5 protein-coding genes are annotated in these 21,015 nt (G+C 73.3%); 2 read left to right on the plus strand and 3 right to left on the minus strand.

The genetic code is table 11. The features are described from left to right. A partial coding sequence (locus tag E0D90_RS06115; RefSeq protein ID WP_438827373.1) for a type I polyketide synthase occupies positions 1-13,816 on the plus strand: 13,816 nt, incomplete at its 5' end. A gap of 124 nt (positions 13,817-13,940) precedes the next feature. On the opposite strand, the gene E0D90_RS06120 is transcribed toward E0D90_RS06115, so the two are convergent. Next, a complete protein-coding gene (locus E0D90_RS06120; RefSeq protein ID WP_170214926.1) occupies positions 13,941-17,081 on the minus strand; it encodes a S8 family serine peptidase in 3,141 nt (1,046 codons plus the stop codon). A 523-nt stretch (positions 17,082-17,604) separates the two neighbouring features. Here E0D90_RS06120 and E0D90_RS06125 point away from each other — a divergent pair. Further along, positions 17,605-19,131 carry an NHL domain-containing protein gene (locus E0D90_RS06125; protein WP_130796896.1) on the plus strand — a complete coding sequence of 509 codons (1,527 nt, stop codon included), beginning with the start codon at positions 17,605-17,607 and terminating at the stop codon, positions 19,129-19,131. 51 nt (positions 19,132-19,182) lie between these two features. On the opposite strand, the gene E0D90_RS06130 is transcribed toward E0D90_RS06125, so the two are convergent. Next, a complete protein-coding gene (locus tag E0D90_RS06130) occupies positions 19,183-19,671 on the minus strand; it encodes a hypothetical protein (protein WP_130796897.1) in 489 nt (162 codons plus the stop codon). Between the two features lie 45 nt (positions 19,672-19,716). Continuing rightward, positions 19,717-20,814: a hypothetical protein gene (locus tag E0D90_RS06135; protein WP_130796898.1), complete on the minus strand. Its 1,098-nt coding sequence runs from the start codon at positions 20,812-20,814 to the stop codon at positions 19,717-19,719. Positions 20,815-21,015: the final 201 nt, after the last annotated feature.

Raw genomic sequence — 21,015 nt, forward strand, 5'->3', positions numbered from 1 at the left:
CCTCAGCACCCGCCTCGGTGGCGACCCCGCCCCCGTACCGGCCACGCGACCGACGACGGCCGCCGCCCCCGGCGAACCGATCGCGATCGTCGGCATGGCCTGCCGGCTCCCCGGCGGGGTCGCCTCGCCGGCGGACCTGTGGCCGCTGGTCAGCGAGGGCATGGACGCCACTTCCGCCTTCCCGTCCGACCGGGGCTGGCCGCTGGACATCGTCGGCGCCGAGGCGGCACGCGGTGGATTCCTCGACCAGGCAACGGAGTTCGACGCCGCGCTGTTCGGTATCTCACCACGCGAGGCCCTCGCCATGGACCCGCAGCAGCGGCTGCTGCTGGAGTCCGCCTGGGAGGCTTTCGAGTCCGCCGGAATCGCCACCTCGGACGCGCACGGCTCCTCCACCGGTGTGTTCATCGGCGCCGCGCACGCCCAGTACGGCCACGGCATGCGACTGCCGGACAACGCGCTCGGCCATCTGATGACCGGCACCACCACCAGCGTGGCGTCCGGGCGGCTGGCGTACACCTTCGGCCTGGAGGGACCGGCCGTCACCGTCGACACCGCGTGCTCCTCGTCGTTGGTGGCACTCCACCTGGCCGTGCAGGCACTGCGCAACGGCGAGTGCGAGATGGCGCTCGCCGGCGGCGTGACCGTCCTCGCGACCCCGGGTGTGATCACCGAGTTCGACCGCCAGCGCGGGCTGGCCTCGGACGGACGCTGCAAGGCGTTCTCCGCCGAGGCCGACGGCACCGGTATGTCCGAGGGCGTCGGCCTGCTGCTGGTGGAGCGGCTGTCGGACGCGGAGCGGCTCGGCCACGAGGTCCTGGCCGTCGTGCGGGGGAGCGCGGTCAACCAGGACGGCGCGTCCAACGGTCTGACGGCGCCCAACGGCCCCTCCCAGGAGCGGGTGATCCGGCAGGCGCTGGCGAACGCGCGGCTCGCGGCGACCGAGGTCGACGCGGTCGAGGCGCACGGCACCGGCACCAGGCTCGGTGACCCGATCGAGGCGCAGGCGCTGTTGGCGACCTACGGACAGGGCCGGGACGAGGACCGTCCGCTGTGGCTCGGTTCGGTGAAGTCCAACATCGGTCACACCCAGGCCGCCGCCGGCGTCGCGGGAGTCATCAAGATGGTGCTGGCGATGCGGAACGGCGTGCTGCCGCCGACGCTGCTGCACGCGGACGAGCCCACCTCGCACGTCGACTGGTCGACCGGCGCGGTCGAACTGCTCACCGAGGCACGCCCCTGGCCGCTGTCCGACCGTCCCCACCGCGCCGGGGTGTCGTCCTTCGGCATCAGCGGCACCAACGCGCACGTCATCCTGGAAGCGGCAGTGCCCGCGCCCTCCGACGCCACGCCCACGTCCAAGTCCAAGTCCACTTCCTCCCCCGGCCCGCTGGGCTGGCTGGTCTCCGCGCACACACCCGAGGGACTGCGCGCCCAGGCAGAACGTCTGGCCGCCACCCTCTCCGCAGCGGAAGCCGACGCGCACGACGTGGCCTGGTCGCTGGCCACCACCAGGACCGCGCTGGACCACCGCGCGGTGGTCGTCGGCGACGGCCACCGTGAACTCACCGCGGGCCTGACCGCTCTGGCCTCCGGCGACCCCGTCGCGAACGTGGTCTCGGGCTCGGTCGGTGAGGGGCGCACGGCGTTCCTCTTCACCGGCCAGGGCGCGCAACGGGCCGGTATGGGCCGTGGACTGTACGAGGCGTACCCGGCGTTCGCCGAGGCGTTCGACGCGGTCTGCGCCGAACTGGACACGCACCTGGAACACCCGGTGCGCGAGGTGGTGTTCGACGGCACCGACCTCGACCAGACGGTGTGGACCCAGGCCGGGCTGTTCGCGGTCGAGGTCGCCGTGTTCCGGCTGCTGGAGTCCTGGGGAGTGGTCCCCGACGTCCTGCTGGGGCACTCGATCGGCGAGATCGCGGCCGCCCACTGCGCCGGGGTCTTCTCACTCGCCGACGCCTGCGCGCTCGTCGCCGCCCGGGGCAGGCTGATGCAGGCGCTGCCCGCCGGCGGAGCGATGCTCGCGGTGCGGGCGACCGAGGCAGAGGTGGTCGCGGACGTACGGGGCCGCCTGGATGTCGCGGCGGTCAACGGACCGTCGTCGGTCGTGGTCTCCGGTGACGCCGCGACGGCCGAGGAGTTCGCCGCGAAGTGGGCTGACGAGGGACGCAAGACCAGCCGGCTGACGGTGTCGCACGCCTTCCACTCGGCGCTGATGGAACCGATGCTGGCGGACTTCGCCTCAGCGGTGGAGTCGGTGAGCTACTCCGAACCGCGTATCCCCGTCGTCGCGGCGATGGCGGGCGAGAAGCTGTCCACCCCCGAGTACTGGGTGCGCCAGGTCCGCGAGACCGTCCGGTTCGCCGACGGCGTACGGGAGGTGGCCGAACGCGGCGTCACCCGTTTCGTGGAGGTCGGCCCCGACGGGGTCCTCTGCGCTATGGCACAGCAGACCGTCGCCGACGCGGTGTTCGCACCGGTGCTGCGACGTGACCGGGACGAGCACCGGACCGCCCTGGCCGCGCTCGGCAGGCTGTGGGCCGCCGGCGCGGAGATCGACTGGCCGGCGGTGCTGCCCGCCGGCCGCCGGGTCGCGTTGCCGACGTACGCCTTCCAGCGGGAGCGGTACTGGCCGGAGCCGCTGGCGGCGGCCGGCCCGGCCGCGCCCGCCGACGCGGAAGAGGCACGGTTCTGGGCCGCGGTCGACCGCGCTGACCTCACCGAACTCGCCGACACCATCGGCCTGCCCGACGCGTCCGCGCCTCTGGACGCGGTGGTTCCCGCGCTCTCCCAGTGGCGTCGGTCCCGCCACCAGGAGTCGGTCGTCGGATCGTGGCGCTACCGCGTCACCTGGACCCCGCTCAGCCGGCTCACCAGCACCACCGCCACTCTCTCCGGTACCTGGCTGGTCGCGGCCACCCCGGCCGACGCCGAACCGGCCGCCCGCCTCGCCGAGGCGCTCCGCGCCGCCGGCGCCGAGGTCGCCCCGCTGGACCGCGAAGCCGACCGGCTGGGCGCCGGCGCGTCCGCCGCCGTCGCCGGAGTCGTCGTGTTGGCCCCGTCCTCCGGAGCCGTCACCGAATCGGTGGCGCTGCTCGCGCAGTTGGACGACGCCGAGCTGGACGCACCGGTGTGGATGCTCACCAGCGGCGCGGTGTCGATCGGACGCTCCGACCCGCTGCGCGAGGTGGCCCAGGCCCAGGCCTGGGGCCTCGGCCGGGTGGCCGCACTGGAACGGCCGCGCCGCTGGGGCGGTCTGATCGACCTCCCGGCCGAGTTCGACGACCGCGCCGCCCGCCTCCTGGTGTCCGTACTGGCCGGCGGCACAGGGGAGGACCAGGTCGCCCTGCGTTCCTCCGGCGCGTACGGCCGCCGTCTGGTCCGCGCCGCCGCCGACGGGCCGACCGGCACCCCGTACACGCCCTCCGGGACCGTCGTCATCACCGGCGGCACCGGGGGCCTCGGCAAGCGGGTGGCCCGCTGGCTGGCCGAACGGGGCGCGCCTCGCCTGGTGGTGCTCGGACGCCGAGGCGCCGACACCCCGGGCAGCGCGGAGCTGGTGGCCGAACTCGCCGCCCAGGGAACCGAGGTGACCATCGCCGCCTGCGACGTCACCGACCGTGCGGCGCTGGCAGCCGTGCTGGAGTCGATCCCCGAAGAGCACCCGCTGACCGGTATCGTGCACGCGGCCGGCGCCGGACAGGCCGTACCGCTCGCCGACACCGACGAGGCCGAGATCGCCCGCGTCCTGGACGTCAAGGTGACCGGTGCGGCCCATCTAGACGAGCTGACCCGTGAGGCGGAGCTGGACCTGTTCGTGGTCTTCTCCTCGATCGCGGCGACCTGGGGCAGCGGAGGCCAGGGCGTCTACGCGGCCGCCAACGCCCACCTGGATGCGCTCGTCGAGCAGCGGCGGGCACGCGGACGCAGCGGCACCTCGGTGGCCTGGGGCCCGTGGGAGGGCGACGGCATGGCCGGGCAGGGCGGGGCCGAGGAGTACCTCTACCGCCACGGTCTGGTCGCGATGGCGCCGGACCTCGCCGTTCGCGCGCTCCAGCGCGCGGTGGAAGCGGACGAGAGCTGTGTGACCGTCGCCGACGTCGACTGGGAGAGGTTCGCGCCCGCCTTCGCCTCCGGCCGGGACAGCGCCCTCTTCGCCGAACTGCCGGAGGCCGCAGCGGCCTTCGCGCCGGCGTCGGCAGCCGCCGACCGGGGCTCGGCCTTCCGCGACGAACTGGCCGCGGCACCCGAGAGCCGCCGCCACGGCATGCTGCTGAACCTGATTCAGGCGCGCGCGGCCGTCTCGCTCGGCTATGCCTCCCCGGACGCGATCGAGCCGGACCGGTCCTTCCGCGATCTCGGCTTCGACTCGCTCACCGCCGTCGAACTGCGCAACCTGCTCGGCGCGGAGACCGGGCTGGCCCTGCCGGCCACCCTGGTCTTCGACCACCCCAACCCCACCGCACTGGCAGAGCACCTGTCCACCGAACTGCTGGAGCACAGCGGCCCGGTCGCCGCCCTTACCGCCGCCGGCCCCACCGCCGCCGGCGTCGCGGACGAGGCGATCGCGATCGTCGGGATGAGCGCCCGCTACCCGGGCGGGGTGCGCAACGCCGAGCAGCTGTGGGAGCTGGTCTCCCACGGTGTCGACGGCATCGCCGCCTTCCCGGCCGACCGCGAATGGCCGAGGGGCGTGGTCACCGGAGCGGCCGCACGCGGCGGATTCGTGGACGCGGCAACGGAGTTCGACGCCGGACTGTTCGGTATCAGCCCACGTGAGGCCCTCGCGATGGACCCGCAGCAGCGGCTGCTGCTCGAAGCCTCCTGGGAGGCGTTCGAGTCTGCGGGGCTGAACCCGCGCTCGCTGCGCGGCCGGCCCGTCGGCGTGTTCGCCGGCGCCTCCTCCTCGGGGTACGGAGGTCCCGACGACGGTCTCGAAGGCGTGGACGGATACCGGCTGGCCGGCACCGCCAACAGTGTGATCTCCGGCCGGGTGGCGTACACCTTCGGCCTGGAGGGACCGGCGGTCACCGTCGACACCGCGTGCTCCTCGTCGCTGGTGGCGATGCACTGGGCGGCGCAGGCGCTGCGCAACGGTGAGTGCGAGCTGGCGCTGGCCGGCGGGGTGACCGTCATGGTGTCGCCCGCGGCGTTCGCCGAGTTCGACCGGCAGGACGGACTGGCCTCCGACGGCCGCTGCAAGTCGTTCGCGGGCGCCGCGGACGGCACCGGCTGGGGCGAGGGCGTGGGCGTCCTGGTGCTGGAGCGGCTCTCCGACGCCCGCCGCAACGGCCACGAGATCCTCGCGGTCGTGCGCGGCAGCGCGGTCAACCAGGACGGCGCGTCCAACGGCCTGACCGCGCCCAACGGCCCGTCCCAGCAGCGGGTCATCCGCCAGGCGCTGGCCACCGCGGGCCTGACCACGAACGAGGTCGACGTCGTCGAGGCGCACGGCACCGGCACCCGCCTGGGCGACCCGATCGAGGCACAGGCTCTGCTGGCCACCTACGGCCAGGACCGGGACGAGGACCGCCCGCTGTGGCTGGGCTCGGTCAAGTCCAACATCGGCCACACCCAGGCGGCTTCGGGCGTGGCGGGCGTGATCAAGATGGTCATGGCGATGCGGCACGGCGTACTCCCCGCGACCCTCCACGTAGACGAGCCGACCCCGCACGTCGACTGGTCCACCGGGGCGGTGGAACTGCTCACCGACTCCCGGCCCTGGACGGTCACCGACCGACCGCGCCGGGCCGGGGTGTCGTCGTTCGGCATCAGCGGCACCAACGCGCACATCGTGCTGGAGAACGCGCCGGCGCCTGACGACGAGGCGCCCGCACCCGCGCGCACCCCGCGGCCGCTGGGCTGGACGCTGTCCGCGAAGACCGCCGACGGTCTCCGGGCCCAGGCCACACGACTGCGCGGGCTGGTGGCCCAGCCCCACGTCGACCCCTACGACGTGGCCTGGTCGCTGGCCACCACCCGGGCGGCCCTGGACCACCGCGCGGTGGTCGTCGGCACCGAACGCGACGAACTCCTCGCCGGGCTGGCCGCGTTGGCCGACGGCGCGAGTGCCGCGCACACACTGTCGGCCGAGGCGACGCGGGGCCGCACCGCGTTCCTGTTCACCGGCCAGGGCGCGCAGCGCGCGGGCATGGGCCGCGGACTGTACGAGACGTTCCCGGTGTACGCGGACGCCTTCGACGCGGTCTGCGCCGAACTGGAGACGCACCTCGAACACCCGGTGCGCGACGTGGTGTTCGACGGCACCGACCTGGACCGGACGGTCTGGGCGCAGGCCGGGCTGTTCGCGGTCGAGGTCGCCGTGTTCCGGCTGCTGGAGTCCTGGGGCGTGGTCCCGGACGTGCTGCTCGGCCACTCGATCGGTGAGATAGCCGCCGCACACTGCGCCGGGGTGTTCTCACTCTCCGACGCATGCCGACTCGTCGCGGCAAGGGGCCGGTTGATGCAGGCGCTGCCCGCCGGTGGGGCGATGCTCGCGGTGGAGGCCACCGAGGCCGAGGTCGTCGATGCGATCGAGGGCCGGCTGGACGTCGCGGCGGTGAACGGCCCCTCGTCAGTGGTGGTGTCCGGCCCGGCCGCGACGGTCGAGGAGTTCGCCGCCCTCTGGCGCGGCCAGGGGCGTCGCACGAGCCGGTTGACGGTGTCGCACGCCTTCCACTCGGCGCTGATGGAGCCCATGCTGGCCGAGTTCGCCGCCGTGCTGGAGCAGACGGAGTTCGCCGATCCCCGTATCCCCGTCGTGTCCAACCTGACCGGCCGGCCGGCCGGGCCCGGCCTCCTCTCCAGCCCGGACTACTGGGTACGGCAGGTCCGCGACACCGTCCGGTTCGCCGACGGCGTCGAGTCGCTGCGGCTTGAGGGCGTGACCCGCCTGGTGGAGCTGGGGCCGGACGGAGTGCTGTGCGGGATGGCCCAACAGGCCGATCTCGAAGCCGTGTTCGCCCCGGTCCTGCGAGCCGGGCGGGACGAGCCCACCACCGCGCTGCTGGCCCTGGCCCGGCTGTGGACCGACGGCGCGGACGCCGACTGGTCGACGGCTGCCCCCGCCGGCCGCCGGATCGCCCTGCCCACCTACCCGTTCCAGCGGGACAGGTACTGGCCGCGTGCCACCACCGAGGCCACGCTCCCGTCCGCCCAAGCGACGGACTCCCGGTTCTGGGACGCGGTCGAGCACGAGGACATCGACGCGCTCGCGGACGTCCTGGACGACCCCGGCACCCTGGACCTGCTCGGCGCGGCGCTGCCGATGCTGTCCTCGTGGCGGCGGCAGCGGCGGAAGGAGTCCGCGATCGACTCCTGGCGCTACCTCGCGACCTGGCGCCCGGTCTCCGACCTGCCCGCGACGCCGGTGCTGACCGGCCGCTGGCTGGTGGTCGTCCCCGAGAACCAGCCGGCCCCCGCCCCCGTCCAGGAGGTGTCCGCCGCGCTCGTCGCCGCGGGCGCCGAGGCCGTCCACTTCCTGCCCACCGGCACGGACCGGGCGGCCCTCGCCGCCCGGCTCGCCGCCGCCGGCCCGGTGAGCGGGGTGGTCTCACTCGCCGCCTGGGCGGACGACGCGACCCCTCGCCCCGGGCTGCCCGCCGGCCTCCAGCTGACCCTGTGCCTGCTCCAGGCGCTCGGCGACGCCGGAATCGACGCCCCGCTGTGGGCGCTGACCAGCGGCGCCGTCTCGGTCGGACGGTCGGACGCCGCGCCCGCCGCGGTGCCGGCGCAGATCTGGGGCCTCGGCCGGGTCGCGGCACTGGAACAGCCGGACCGCTGGGGAGGTCTCCTCGACATCCCGTCGGTGCTCGACGCCAGAGCCGGGGCACGGCTCGCCGTCGTCCTCGGCGGCGGCACCGGTGAGGACCAGGTGGCGATACGCGCGGCCGGTGTGTACGGCCGCCGGCTGGTGCGCGCCGAGTCCGCCGGCAGCACCCCGTGGTCGCCGTCGCGGCCGGGTGCCGTGCTGGTCACCGGTGGCACCGGAGCGCTCGGCGCCGTGGCCGCCCGCTGGCTCGCCGACCGGGGCGTACCCCACGTGGTGCTGATGGGCCGACGCGGTACGCGGGCTCCGGGCGTGACCGAACTGGTCACCGAACTGGCCGACCTGGGCACCCGGGTCACGGTCGAGACCGGCGATGTCGCCGACCGTGCGGCGCTGGCCGGCGCACTGGAGCGGCTCCCCGCCGAACACCCGCTGATCGGCGTGGTGCACGCCGCGGGCGTGCTGGACGACGGCACGCTCGACGCCCTCACCCCGGAACGCTTCGAGACGGTACTGGCCGCGAAGGTGTCCGGACTGGTCGCGCTGGACGAGGCGACCGCGGGCGCGGAGCTGGAGTTCTTCGTGGCGTTCTCCTCGCTGGCCGGAACGGTCGGCAGCGCGGGGCAGGGCAACTACGCCGCCGCCAACGCCTTCGTCGACGCCTGGATGCACGGCCGCCGGGCCCGCGGGCTGCCCGGGGTCTCGGTCGCCTGGGGCCCCTGGGCCCACGACGGTATGGCGGCCGACGACCATGTGGTCGCCGACCGGCTGCGGCGCGGTGGCCTGTCCCCGCTCGACCCGGAGCTGGCCGTCACGGCGCTGGCCGGGGCCCTGGCGACCGGCGACCAGGACCCGGTGATCGCCGACATCGACTGGCCGCTGTTCGCGGCCGGGCTGACCGGCACGCGCCGCAGCGCGCTGCTGAGCGAACTCCCGGACGCGGCGTCGGCCCGTACCCCGGCCACCGAGGCCGTGCCGGCCACGGAGTTCCGGGCGGAGCTCGCCGAGGCACCGGCGGGACGGCGCGGCGCGCTGCTGCTGGCGGCCGTCCGCTCGTGGGCGGCGACGGTACTGGGGCACGACTCGGCCGAGGCGGTCGGTGCCGGCCAGGCGTTCCGGGATCTCGGCTTCGACTCGCTCGCGGCCGTGGAGTTCCGGAACCTGGCCGGCCTGCGGACCGGACTGCGGTTGCCCGCCTCGCTGGTCTTCGACCGGCCGACTCCCGCGGAGCTGGCACGGTTCCTGACCGAGGAGCTGTTCGGCGACGAGCACGGGCCGACACCGGCCGTCGTACCCCCGGCGGGCGCCGCCCCCGAGGTGGACGAGCCGTTGGCGCTCGTCGGCATGGCGTGCCGGCTGCCCGGCGGCGTCGGTTCCCCCGACGACCTGTGGGAGCTGCTCCTCGGCGGGGTGGACGCCATGACGACGTTCCCCACCGACCGGGGCTGGGATCTCACCGCACTGCCCGACTCCTCGAAGCTGCGCGGCGGTTTCGTCGACGGAGTCGCGGAGTTCGACGCGGCACTGTTCGGGATCAGCCCGCGTGAGGCGCTGGCGATGGACCCGCAGCAGCGACTGCTGCTCGAAACGGTGTGGGAGACCTTCGAGTCCGCCGGGGTGGACCCGCGCGCCGTACGCGGAAGCTCCGTCGGGATGTTCGTCGGCACCAACGGGCAGGACTACCCGGTGGTGCTGGCCGGCTCCGACGACGAGGGGCTGGACGCCCACGCGGCCACCGGCAACGCGGCGGCGGTGCTGTCCGGCCGGGTGTCGTACGCCTTCGGACTGGAAGGCCCGGCGCTCACCATCGACACGGCGTGCTCGTCGTCGCTGGTGGCGCTCCATCTGGCCGCGCAGGCGCTGCGGCGCGGCGAATGCGACCTGGCCCTCGCGGGCGGCGTGTCGGTGATGTCCACCGAGGCGGCGTTCACCGAGTTCGCCCGGCAGGGCGGCCTCGCGGAAGACGGCCGCTGCAAGGCCTTCTCGGCCGACGCGGACGGTACGGGCTGGGGCGAGGGTGCCGGTGTGCTGCTGGTGGAGCGGCTGTCCGACGCCCGCCGCAACGGGCACCACGTCCTCGCGCTGGTCCGGGGGAGCGCGGTCAACCAGGACGGCGCCTCCAACGGCCTGACTGCCCCCAACGGTCCGTCCCAACAGCGCGTCATCCGGCAGGCGTTGGCCGACGCGCGCCTCGCGCCGTCGGAGGTCGACGCGGTCGAGGCACACGGTACGGGCACCAGGCTCGGCGACCCGATCGAGGCGCAGGCACTGCTGGCGACGTACGGCCAGGACCGGGACACCGAGCGGCCGTTGTGGCTCGGCTCGGTCAAGTCGAACCTCGGCCACACCCAGGCCGCCGCCGGTGTCGCGGGCGTGATCAAGATGGTGCTGGCGCTGCGGCACGGCACGCTGCCGCCGACGCTGCACGCCGATGAGCCCACCACGCAGGTGGACTGGTCGGCCGGCGCCGTGGAGCTGCTGAACGAGGCGCGGCCGTGGCCCGAGGCGGGCCGTCCGCGCCGGGCGGGCGTCTCCTCCTTCGGCATCAGCGGCACCAACGCCCACATCATCCTGGAGGCCGGACCGGCACCGGCGGACGAGAGTGCGCCGACCGATCGCCCCGCCGACGGGACGACACCGCCCTGGCTGGTGTCCGGCCGCTCCGCCACCGCACTCGCCGCACAGGCGAGGCGGTTGCACGAAGCCCTCTCCGCGCAGCCGGAGCAGGCGCCGGCAGATGTCGCCAGGTCCCTGCTGTCCCGGGCCGACCTCCAGCACCGCGCGGTGATCCTGGGCGAGGGCCACGACGACCTGCTGGCAGGCCTCGCCGCGCTGGCGACCGGCGAGACGGCCCCCGACCTGATCTCGGAGACGGCCGGCGAGGGGCGCACAGCGTTCCTGTTCACCGGCCAGGGCGCGCAACGAGCCGGTATGGGAAGGCAGCTGTACGACTCCTTCCCGGCGTACGCCGACGCCTTCGACGCGGTCTGCGCCGAGCTGGACCTGAGGCACGAACGCCCGGTTCGGGACGTCGTGTTCGACGGCGACGGGCTCGACCGGACCGTGTGGACCCAGTCCGGCCTGTTCGCCGTCGAGGTGGCAGTCTTCCGGCTGCTGGAGTCCTTCGGCGTGGTCCCCGACGTTCTGCTCGGCCACTCGATCGGGGAGATCGCCGCCGCGCACTGCGCGGGAGTCCTCTCCCTCGCGGACGCGTGCGAACTCGTCTCCAAGCGCGGTCAGTTGATGCAGGCACTGCCCGCCGGCGGCGCGATGCTCGCGGTCGAGGCGACCGAGGCCGAGATCCTCGACGCCGTACAGGGACGGCTGGACATCGCCGCGGTCAACGGTCCGTCGTCACTCGTGGTCTCCGGTGCGGCCGAGACCGTCGAGGAGTTCGCCGTGCGGTGGTCGCGGGAGGGCCGCAGGACGAGCCGGCTCACGGTCTCGCACGCCTTCCACTCGGTCCTGATGGAGCCGATGCTGGCCGAGTTCGCGGAGGTCGTGGAGGCCATGACCTTCGCCGAGCCCCGTATCCCGGTGATCCCCGCGATGGCCGGCGCGGAGCTGACCACACCCGACTACTGGGTGCGGCAGGTACGCGAGACCGTCCGGTTCGCCGACGGCGTACGGCAGCTGGCCGAACAGGGCGTCACCCGCTTCGTGGAGCTCGGCCCGGACGGCGTGCTGTGCGCGATGGCGCGCCGGTCCGGCGTGACCGGCGCCTTCGCCCCCGTCCTGCGACGGGACCGTGACGAGGTGCGCACCGCGTGGGCGGCGCTCGGCCGGATCTGGGCGGTGGGCGTCGACGTCGACTGGACGGCCGCGGTACCCGCGCACGGCCGGCGGGTCGCACTGCCCACCTACGCGTTCCAGCGCGACCGGTACTGGCCGGAGGCGGCGACCGTGACGCCGGCCCCGGCACCGGCCGGGGACCCGGGCGAGTCCCGGTTCTGGGAGGCGGTGGAACGCGAGGACGTCACCGAGGTCGCGACCACCCTGCGCTGGGACGCGCGCCCGGAGGCGCTGGCGGAGGTGCTGCCGGCCCTGTCGTCATGGCGGCGGCAGGCACGACAGCACGCGGCGGTGGACGGCTGGCGCTACCGGGTGGAGTGGACACCGGTCGCCGTACCCGACGCCACCCTGGACGGCAGCTGGCTGCTGGTCACCGAGGCGGGCGACGAGGAAGCCGCCCGCGTCGGCGACGCACTGCGGGCGGCCGGCGCCCACGTCCTGCCCCTGACGATCGACCCCCACCCCGACCGGCACGAGCTGGCCACCCGGCTCAGGGCGGCGGCATCCGAGGACCTTCGAGGAGTCGTTCACCCGGCGGCCCACCAGGCCGACCTGGCGGTGGCCCTCACCCTCGTCCAGGCCCTCGGCGACGCCGAGTGGACCGCCCCGCTGTGGGTCCTGACCCGCGACGCCGCCGCGGTCGACGCGACGGACCGGGTCACCCGGGCCGAGCACGCGCAGCTGTGGGGCTTCGGGCAGGCCGTGGCGCTGGAACACCCGCACCGCTGGGGCGGCCTGATCGACCTGTCCGCGGGCGGCGAGAAGGAACTGACCCAGCTGGCCGCCGTACTGCACGGCGACACCGGAGAGGACCAACTCGCCCTGCGCGAAGGCCGGGTGCTCGCCCGCCGGCTGTTCCGAGCGGAGCGGCCGGAGGTGGCCGCCCCGGCCTGGACGCCCTCGCGGCCGGGCACGGTCCTGGTCACCGGCGGCACCGGCGCCCTGGGCGCCTCGGTCGCGCGGTGGCTCGCCGAACGAGGGGTGTCCCATCTGCTCCTCACCAGCCGTCACGGTGCGCGGGCACCGGGAGCCGACGAGTTGATCGCGGAGCTGAGCGCCCTGGGCGCGGACGCCACCGTCGCCTCCTGCGACGTCGCCGACCGGGAAGCGGTAGCCGAACTGCTCGCCGCCGTACCGGCCGGTCGTCCCCTGCTCGGTGTCGTCCACGCCGCCGGCGTCGCCCAGTCCGGCCCGTTGGAGACCACCCAGCTCACGGACATCGCCCGGATCACCGGGGGCAAGGTCCTCGGTGCGGCCCATCTGGACCAGCTCACCAGAGACGCCGACCTGGAGCTGTTCGTGGTGTTCTCCTCCATCGCCGCCACCTGGGGCAGCGGGGGGCAGGCACTCTACGCGGCCGGCAACGCGTATCTGGACGCCCTGGCCCAGCACCGCGCCGCCCACGGACTGGCCGCCACCTCGGTTGCCTGGGGCCCGTGGTCCGGCGCCGGCATGGCGGTCTCCGGGGAGGCGGAGGAGTTCCTGCGCCGCCGCGGCCTCGCACCGCTCGACCCGGCCCTGGCCGTCGCCGCGCTGGCACAGGCGGTCGACGGTGGCGAGACCAACCTGACCGTCGCCGACGTGGACTGGACCCGGTTCACCCCGGCGTACACCTCCGGCAGGCCGAGTCCGCTCCTGCGCGAACTGCCCGAGGCGGCCGGCGCCGTGGCATTGACCGAGACACCGACCGATGAGGAGGCCGACACCGGGCTGCGGGCCCGACTCGCCACGCTGAGCACCGCCGAGCGACTGACCGAACTGACGGAGCTGATCAGAGGCGCCCTGGCCGTCGTACTCCGCTACGCCGCGGACGAGCAGATCGACAGCACGCGCCCCTTCCAGGACCTCGGCTTCGACTCGCTGACCGCCGTCGAGTTCCGGGACCTGCTGGCGCGCGAGTGCGGCACGCCGCTCCCGTCGACGATCGTCTTCGACTACCCGACGCCGGCCGCCCTCGCCGAGCACCTGAACGGCACGCTGCCCGGAGCTGACCCGGTCACCGACATCGAGCCGCTCATCGGGGCACTGGACACCCTGGAGGCCGCGATGGCCGACTCGCCGCCGGACGGACTGTCCAAGGCACGGGTCACCGTCCGCCTGCAGGCCTTCCTCGACAAGTGGACCGCCGACCGGCCGGGCACCGCGGAGAGCATCGCGGAGAGCACCGCGAGCGACCGTATCCAGGACGCCGACGACGACGAGCTGATCAACCTGATCCGCGACCAGCTCGGCGAGGGAGGGCTCGACTGATCCCCGGCGGGACGGTGCCCGCCGCGCCCCGTCCCGTCACCTCGAGAGCCGGGCACCTCCGTCGTGGAGGTGCCCGGCTCTTCCTTCGGGTGCGGGCGGGACGGTCCCCGGCCCGGTGCGGTGATCAGCGGGTGAGGTAGGCGTCCATGATGGTCTGGACCGTGCGGTTGCCGTCCGCGTCGACCGCGGTGGCGCGCAGCGAGACCGATCCGCCGGCGGCCGGGTTGTCGACCGTCACCTCGGTGGCATCGCCCGAGCCGTCGTGGACCGTGGCCCACGACTCGCCGCCGTCGGTGGAGGACTCCACCAGCAGGGTCGCCGCGGTGCCGCCCTCGACGGCCAACGGCACGGTGAAGCCCTGCTCGTCCGCGGGCGCGGTGCTGTCCGCGGCCAGGGCGGGAGTGAAGCGCACCGCCAGCGGACCCGCGATCGGCTCCGCCCGCGTGGTGCGCCCGGAGGTGAACGTGTGGTCGACCGTCACCTCGGTGGACACATCGGCGTATCCCGACTCCGCACGTGAGGCGGTGGAGACGACCCGGTACGACGCCTCCCCGATGGGAAGGCCGAAGGCGACACCCTGGGCGTACGCGATGTCGTGGAGGAGTTCACCGTCGCGGTACACGCGCGTCCGGCCCGCGCCCTCGTCGGCCCATCCGCTGGCGGAGCTGCCCGGGGCGAAGAAGGAGACATCGCTCCAGACGAGGTTCTCCTCGCGGACGAAGGCCGCCCCCATCGAGTGGGCCGGCCCGAAGACCCCTGTGTTCAGGGTACGTTCGAAGGACTCACCGGCCGCGAACTCCTCCGGGTGCTGCATCGCCGACTGCACCCCCATGCCGTCGGCGTCCAACTGAAGGCCGGAGAGGGTCCAGGGGGTGCCGGACTGCAGCCAGAGGTCGGTCGTGCCGGGCAGCCGGACCTCCGCGCCGCTGCCGAGCCCGAACGCCGCCGGCGCCGCTCCGACCCAGCCGTCCGCGCCGTCCGCCCGGGTGCCGACGGTGGTGCTGACGCGGGCCATGTCGGAGTGGTCCGGGTGATTGACGAGCCCGGTAGGGAAAGCGCCGTTGACCTCGCGGTGGCCGTGGAACTGGCTGCCGTCGTCGCTCTGGTGATGGGAGAGCACCGAGAGCTCGAAGTCGCCGCCGTCCTGGGGGTCGTCCAGCGAGAGGCTGTGCACACCGTCCGCCGGGGCGCCGAAGAACCACATCCAGTCGCTGACACCGGGGGAGCTGAAGAGCGCCGAAAGGCTGAGGAGTTCGGCGTCCGGGTCCGGCGCGGAGAAGTCCAGCCTCTCCGCGTCCCGCAGGTCCGCCTCGACCGTGGCCGAGTCGTCGACCGTCAGCCGGGGCGCCAGCGCCCAGTCGACGCGCTGGTCATCGGGGCCCGCGTCCCAGGGGCTGGGTGCGAGGACCTCGATCAGGTAGTCGCCCGCGGCGACCCGGCCGGTGACGACACCGTCCTCGGTGAGGTCGTTGAAGCCGTCCTCGGCGCCGACCACGAACACCCGGGCACCCTCGGCGGGGTTGCCGTCCCGGTCGACGACCTCGACGGTGACGTCGTGCAGCTCGTGCCGCAGGGTCACCGTGCCGGCGGCCCGGACCTGCTGCTCACCCGCGCTGCCGACGACCACCACCGAGTAGTGACCCGCGGCGTCCGGCCCCGCGACCGTGGGATCGGCGACCACCTCCACCGTGGCGGAGCCGCCGGCGGGGACGGTCACCGAGGGCGCGGCGAGCCGGAACAGCTTCTCCGGCGCCTCGCCCCCGTCGGGCGCCGAGGTGGAGAGCTCCAGAGCGAGGGTGATCTCCTCGGTCCCGGCGTTGCGGTAGGTGATCTCGCGCGAGATCGGGTCGGCGCCGCCGTAGGGGTGTTCGACCGAACCGAAGGCGAGTGCGTTCGGCTCGACGGTCACGGACTGCTCCAGCGCACGCGACACGTCCAGCCGGCCGGAGCCCGTGCGCACCGGCGTGGCGTCGACGCCGAGGGCCGAGCCGACCAGCGCGGCCTTGAGCTGTTCGCCGGTCCACTCCGGGTTCTTCTGGAGCAACAGGGCGGCAGCTCCCGCCACATGGGGTGTGGCCATCGAGGTCCCCGAGATCGCCGTGTACCCGTCGGTGACCGGAGCGCCGATCAGCTCCATCCTGCTGCCGGCCGCCGCGGCGGCGGCGATGTCGACGCCCGGCGCGGAGATGTCCGGCTTCACTGCGGCCTCGCCGAGGGGCGGGCCCGCCGAGGAGAAGTCAGCGATGACGTCGTCGGCGTCGACCGCGCCGACCGTCAGCGCCGACGCCGCCAGCCCCGGAGAGCCGACACTGCCGGGCTCGGGGCCGTCGTTTCCGGCGGCGATGACGAAGAGGGTGCCGTGCTCCTGCGACAGCTGGTCGACGGCCTCCACCAACGGGTCGTAGCCGCCCATGGCGTAGGAACCGAGGCTCATGTTGACGATGCTCGCCCCCTCCTCGACCGCCCACTCCATGCCTTCCAGAATCCACGAGTCCAGCCCGCCACGCTCGCCGAGGACCTTGCCCACCAGCAGGTCGGCGCCCGGGGCGACGCCCCGGTAGGTGCCGTCGGAGCGGGCACCGCTGCCGGCGGCCGTGGATGCCACATGGGTGCCGTGGCCGTCGGTGTCGCCGCCTCCCTCGCCGGTGAAGTCGGCGGTGTCGCGGATCTTGCCGTCGAAGTCGCCGTGGCCGGCGTCGAGACCGGTGTCGAGCACGGCCACGGTCACGCCGTCTCCGTCATAGCCCGCCTCCCACGCCCGGTCCGCACCCACCTGCCCGGTGCTGTGCTCAAGGGTGGCCTGGCGCACCCGGTCCAGCGAGACCGCTCTGATCCCGGTGGCGGCGGCCGGTGCCATCCGGTCCTCGTCGGCCGGTTCGGTCAGCGTCTCCCACAGGGAGGGGGAGTGCTCCTCGGCGAGGGTGAGGGCGTCCGCGTCCACCGCGTCGAGCTGGGCGCGGACCTCGACATCCGCATCCGAACGCACGGCCTCCGCGACGGCGTGTGAGCCGTCCTCGTAGCTGATGATGACCGGTACGCCGTCGAAGTCGTCGTACGCCTCCTGCGTCAACTCCCCGACGTCGAAGAGGTTCCGGTCGACCGTGCCGTCCGCGATCAGCGCTTCCGCGTCCCACGGGATCACCAGGGTCGTGTCGTCCTGATCCACGACGCGGACCGGTATGTGCTCGCGCCCTTCGCCTCGCGCCAGTCCGGTGACCGAGCCGCCGGCGCCCAGCAGGACCCGGTCACCGGTGATCAGCGTCACCGACCCTCCGCCGGAGCCCGCCGCGCCGGACCCGGCGCCGGGAGGCGGCGGGCCACCCGCCGCGCCACTGGGCCCCGCCGTCAGAGCGAGCACCGCCGAAGCGGCGACCACCGCCACGCCTGTTCTGTTGCCTCGCGTGTTCAACAAGCCTCCAGGGCAGTTCCATCGGCACCCGGCACGCCCTCGGCGGCCGGTCGCCCGGAAGGTAGCGAGCCGGCGGCCCGCCCGCTTTCGGTTGGCCGCTTCCCGGCCATCGTGCGACTCCCGACTCCCGACTCCCGACGTACGGATCCCGGCTCCCGACGCCCAGCGGTCCGGCCGGGGAAGCCGGTGAGGCCGAGCGGTCTCACATCCGGCTGTCCACGAAGGTCGACGACCGGCCAGATGCGGCGTCCCGTCAACGCGCTTCCCCGCGGAGCACCCGGAAGTGGGCTTGCCCATCCCGCGCTTGTGTGACTTTCTGGAATACATCAACAACCGTCTGTAGTAGGCGGTGGTGAATGCCGAACGGCGAAGGATGAAGATGAGCACTGGCCCTGCGGTAACCACGGGCGGCGAGCACCCCGCCCCTCCGATCAGCACGGTCGCGGGAACCGGCGCGGCGGGGTTCAAAGGCCACAACGAGCCGGCCCTCTCGGCTCAGTTGAACCGCCCGTACGGGACGGCGGTGGACAGCAGGGGCACCCTCTACGTCTCCGACTACAGCAACCACCGGATCCGGAAGATCACCACCGACGGGAGGATCAGCACGGTCGCGGGGACCGGGGCCGCGGGGTTCAAAGGTGACAACGGCCCTGCGCTCTCGGCTCAGCTCAACTGCCCGCGTGAGGTGGCGGTGGACAGCGAGGGTGCCCTCTACCTCGCCGACGCGGACAACCACCGGGTCCGGAAGGTCGCGTCCGACGGCACGATCACCACGGTCGCCGGCACGGGCACCGCGGGATTCAGCGGTGACGGCGGCCCCGCCACCGCCGCCCGGTTGAGCCGCCCGTTCGGGGTGGCGGTGGACCACACCGGCGTCCTCTACGTCGCCGAGTACAACAACAACCGGGTCCGGAAGATCGCGGCCGACGGCACGATCACCACCGTGGCGGGGACCGGGGCCGCGGGGTTCAGGGGAGACGGCGGTCCGGCGGTGTCGGCCCAGCTGAACCGCCCGTACGGAGTGGCTGTGGACAACGAGGGCGGCCTCTACGTCGTCGACGCGGAGAACCACCGGGTCCGGAAGGTCGCGGCCGACGGCACGATCAGCACGGTCGCCGGCACGGGCGCCGCGGGTTTCGGCGGTGACGGCGGCCCGGCGGTCTCGGCGCAGCTGAACACCCCGCTGGCGGCGGTGGTGGACAGCACCGGCGTCCTCTACGTCTCCGACTACCGCAACCACCGGGTCCGGAAGATCAGCCCGGACGGCAAAGTCAGCACGGTCGCCGGCACGGGCGCCGCGGGTTTCGGCGGTGACGGCGGCCCGGCCGCCTCGGCCCAGCTCAACCACCCGCTGGGGCTCGGGGTGGACTGCGTCGACACGCTCTACATCACCGACTACGTCAACAACCGGGTCCGGAAGATCGCCTCACCGACGATGGGCGGGCTGCCCGAGTCCGGCACGGTGGTCGCCTGGGCCAACACCCGGAGCAGGCTGCGCATGGCGGTCGTCCGTGAGTCCACCAAGGACGGGGCCGAGGTCCAGCAGTCGCTCGCGGTTCCCCGTGACCACCAGCGGTGGCGGCTGGTCGCGGCGGGCCAGGAGAACGGTGACGTCCTCTACATGTTCGAGAACGTGCGCAGCGGAAAGGTGCTGGAGGTCGCCGGAGCACAGGAGGCGGACGGCGCGGTGGTCACGCAACGCGGCTACGAGGGGGGCGACGCCCGCCATCAGCAGTGGAGGCTGATCCCGGTGGGCTCCGAGGCCGGCGACGACCGGGTGTACGAGATCGCGAACCGGAAGACCGGTCTGCTCCTGCGCGTCGACACCAACGCGCGTGCGGTGGTCAGGCAGCGCGGTGCGGACGGCGACCACCGCAACCGGCAGTGGCAGCTGGTGCCGGCGTGACACACGGGTGGTCAGGGGCGATCTCGCCCCTGACCACCCGGCAGCCGGCCACTACACGGAACCGGACGGGTCCTCGGCGGTCGGCTTGGATGCCTCCGGCGCCTCGGGGGCTTCGGGAGGCTTGGTGTAGTCGCTCTTCTTCGGCCTGTTCTCCAGGTCCTCGTCCTTCTGCAGGCCGCCGTGCTCCGTCACCGTCGCACTCGACTCCCGCATGCCGGCCGACGCCGCTGTGGAGACCGAGCCGGGATCCTGGGCGTACTCGGCCTGCGAACCCGCCGACGCCTGGGTGGTCGCGATGAAGGAGCCGAGGAAGCCGAGGACGGCCCGGGCTTCGGGCGACTGCTCCTGCACGACCTTGGCGCGGGAGGAAGCCCCGTGGATCGCGCTGTCGAACAGGCTCGTGCTCGTGTCGTCGTATGTGTCCTCGTCGGCGTCCTCGAAGTCGACGCCCGCCCCCGGTTGCGGCTTGGCGCCGTCGGTGGTCACAGAGAAGAGCCCCGCGCCCTTGCCCGCGAAGCCGAAGATGTTGTCGAACACCATGGTCGTCACCCCTGTTCGTCGTCGTGGCGGCGCCGAACCGCCCGGTCACGGCTTCTTGTGCAGCTCTCGCTGGCTGTCCGTCAAGGTCTCGCCGTCGAACATCGTGTGGTGGACCTCCAGGGCGGACACGACCTCGGCCAGCCCCTTCATCCGGAAGCCGCCCCCCGCCAGGTCGATGTCGCCGAGGTCGCGGGCGACCAGTTGGTCGAGGCCGGGGTGGTTCCCGGGTTGCGGGGGAGACAGGACCGGCACCGGCACCTCATATCGCACCGCGAGCAACCCGGAGAACGTCACCGGGATCTCGTAGGAGTACTGCTTGCGGGTGCGCCGCTGCGTGACGAGGGTCTCCACGCGGGAGCCCGGGGGGACCTCGCCCGAGATCTGTGAGTTCGAGGCCCAGCTGGTGGTCAGGGAGCCACCGACCGAGGCCGTGATGCCCAGCATCAGCTGGGCGTTGAGCTCCGCGGTTCCGGTGGCGCTGCCCAGGGTCGTGAACGCCACGGAGTTGGTCACCGAGTTCGTGGCGGAGTTCGTCGCCGAGTTCTTCGCGGCCGTCTCGGTGGCGTTGGCGTTGTCGACCCCGATGTCGTCCTTGCTGTTCTCGTTGGTGACGGTGTTGGTGTTCTTGTTCTCCAGGTCGTTCTGCAGCTGGGTCTGGAGCTGCGTCTGGAGGTCCAGCTGCAGCTGGTTCTGCAGCTGGAGTTGGAGCTCCGCGCTGACGCTGCCGCCGAAGGTCAACTCGGCCTCCCCCTGGAGCGACCAGGTCACCTCGTTCGACACGGTGAACTCGACCGAGTCGGTGAAGGTCATCGGGGACGCCTGGCTGCGGTTGGCGTAGGTGCGTGAGGAGAAGGTGTCGGGCGGAGGCTGCTCGACGTTGCGTCGCTCCTCGATCAGCGGCTCCCCGAGGTTCATGTAGGCCAGCCACCCGAGTTTGAACGCAGAACCGGGGAAAGAACCGAAGCTCGACTTGTTCAGGGAAAAACCGACGGGTTTGTGACGAACCCCGTACTCGTCGACGTAAACCAGGTTCGGGTGATTGAGGATGGACTGCCAGATCTGCTCGATATTGAGTTCTCGCAGGTTTTTCTTCGTCAGCGGCTGCCGCTTGGCCCGTTCCAAATTGTACGCGTTGGAAGGCATTCCCCGTCCTTGGCTGATCTGACTGAATCGTGCTCGGTGAAGAGTGGAAACCGGCCTCTGTGCACGTTCCGCCGATCGAAGTTAGCACGGCGCCCGGGAGTCAGAAGAGCGCCTGAGGGCACTACACCCAATCGGGTGATCAAGGCTCTGTGGTTGCCTTCTCGTCGGCAAGTGGCGGAAGTATGAGCCACGTTCGATCAT

Source organism: Streptomyces otsuchiensis, from assembly GCF_004305975.1.
Lineage (GTDB): Bacteria > Actinomycetota > Actinomycetes > Streptomycetales > Streptomycetaceae > Streptomyces > Streptomyces otsuchiensis.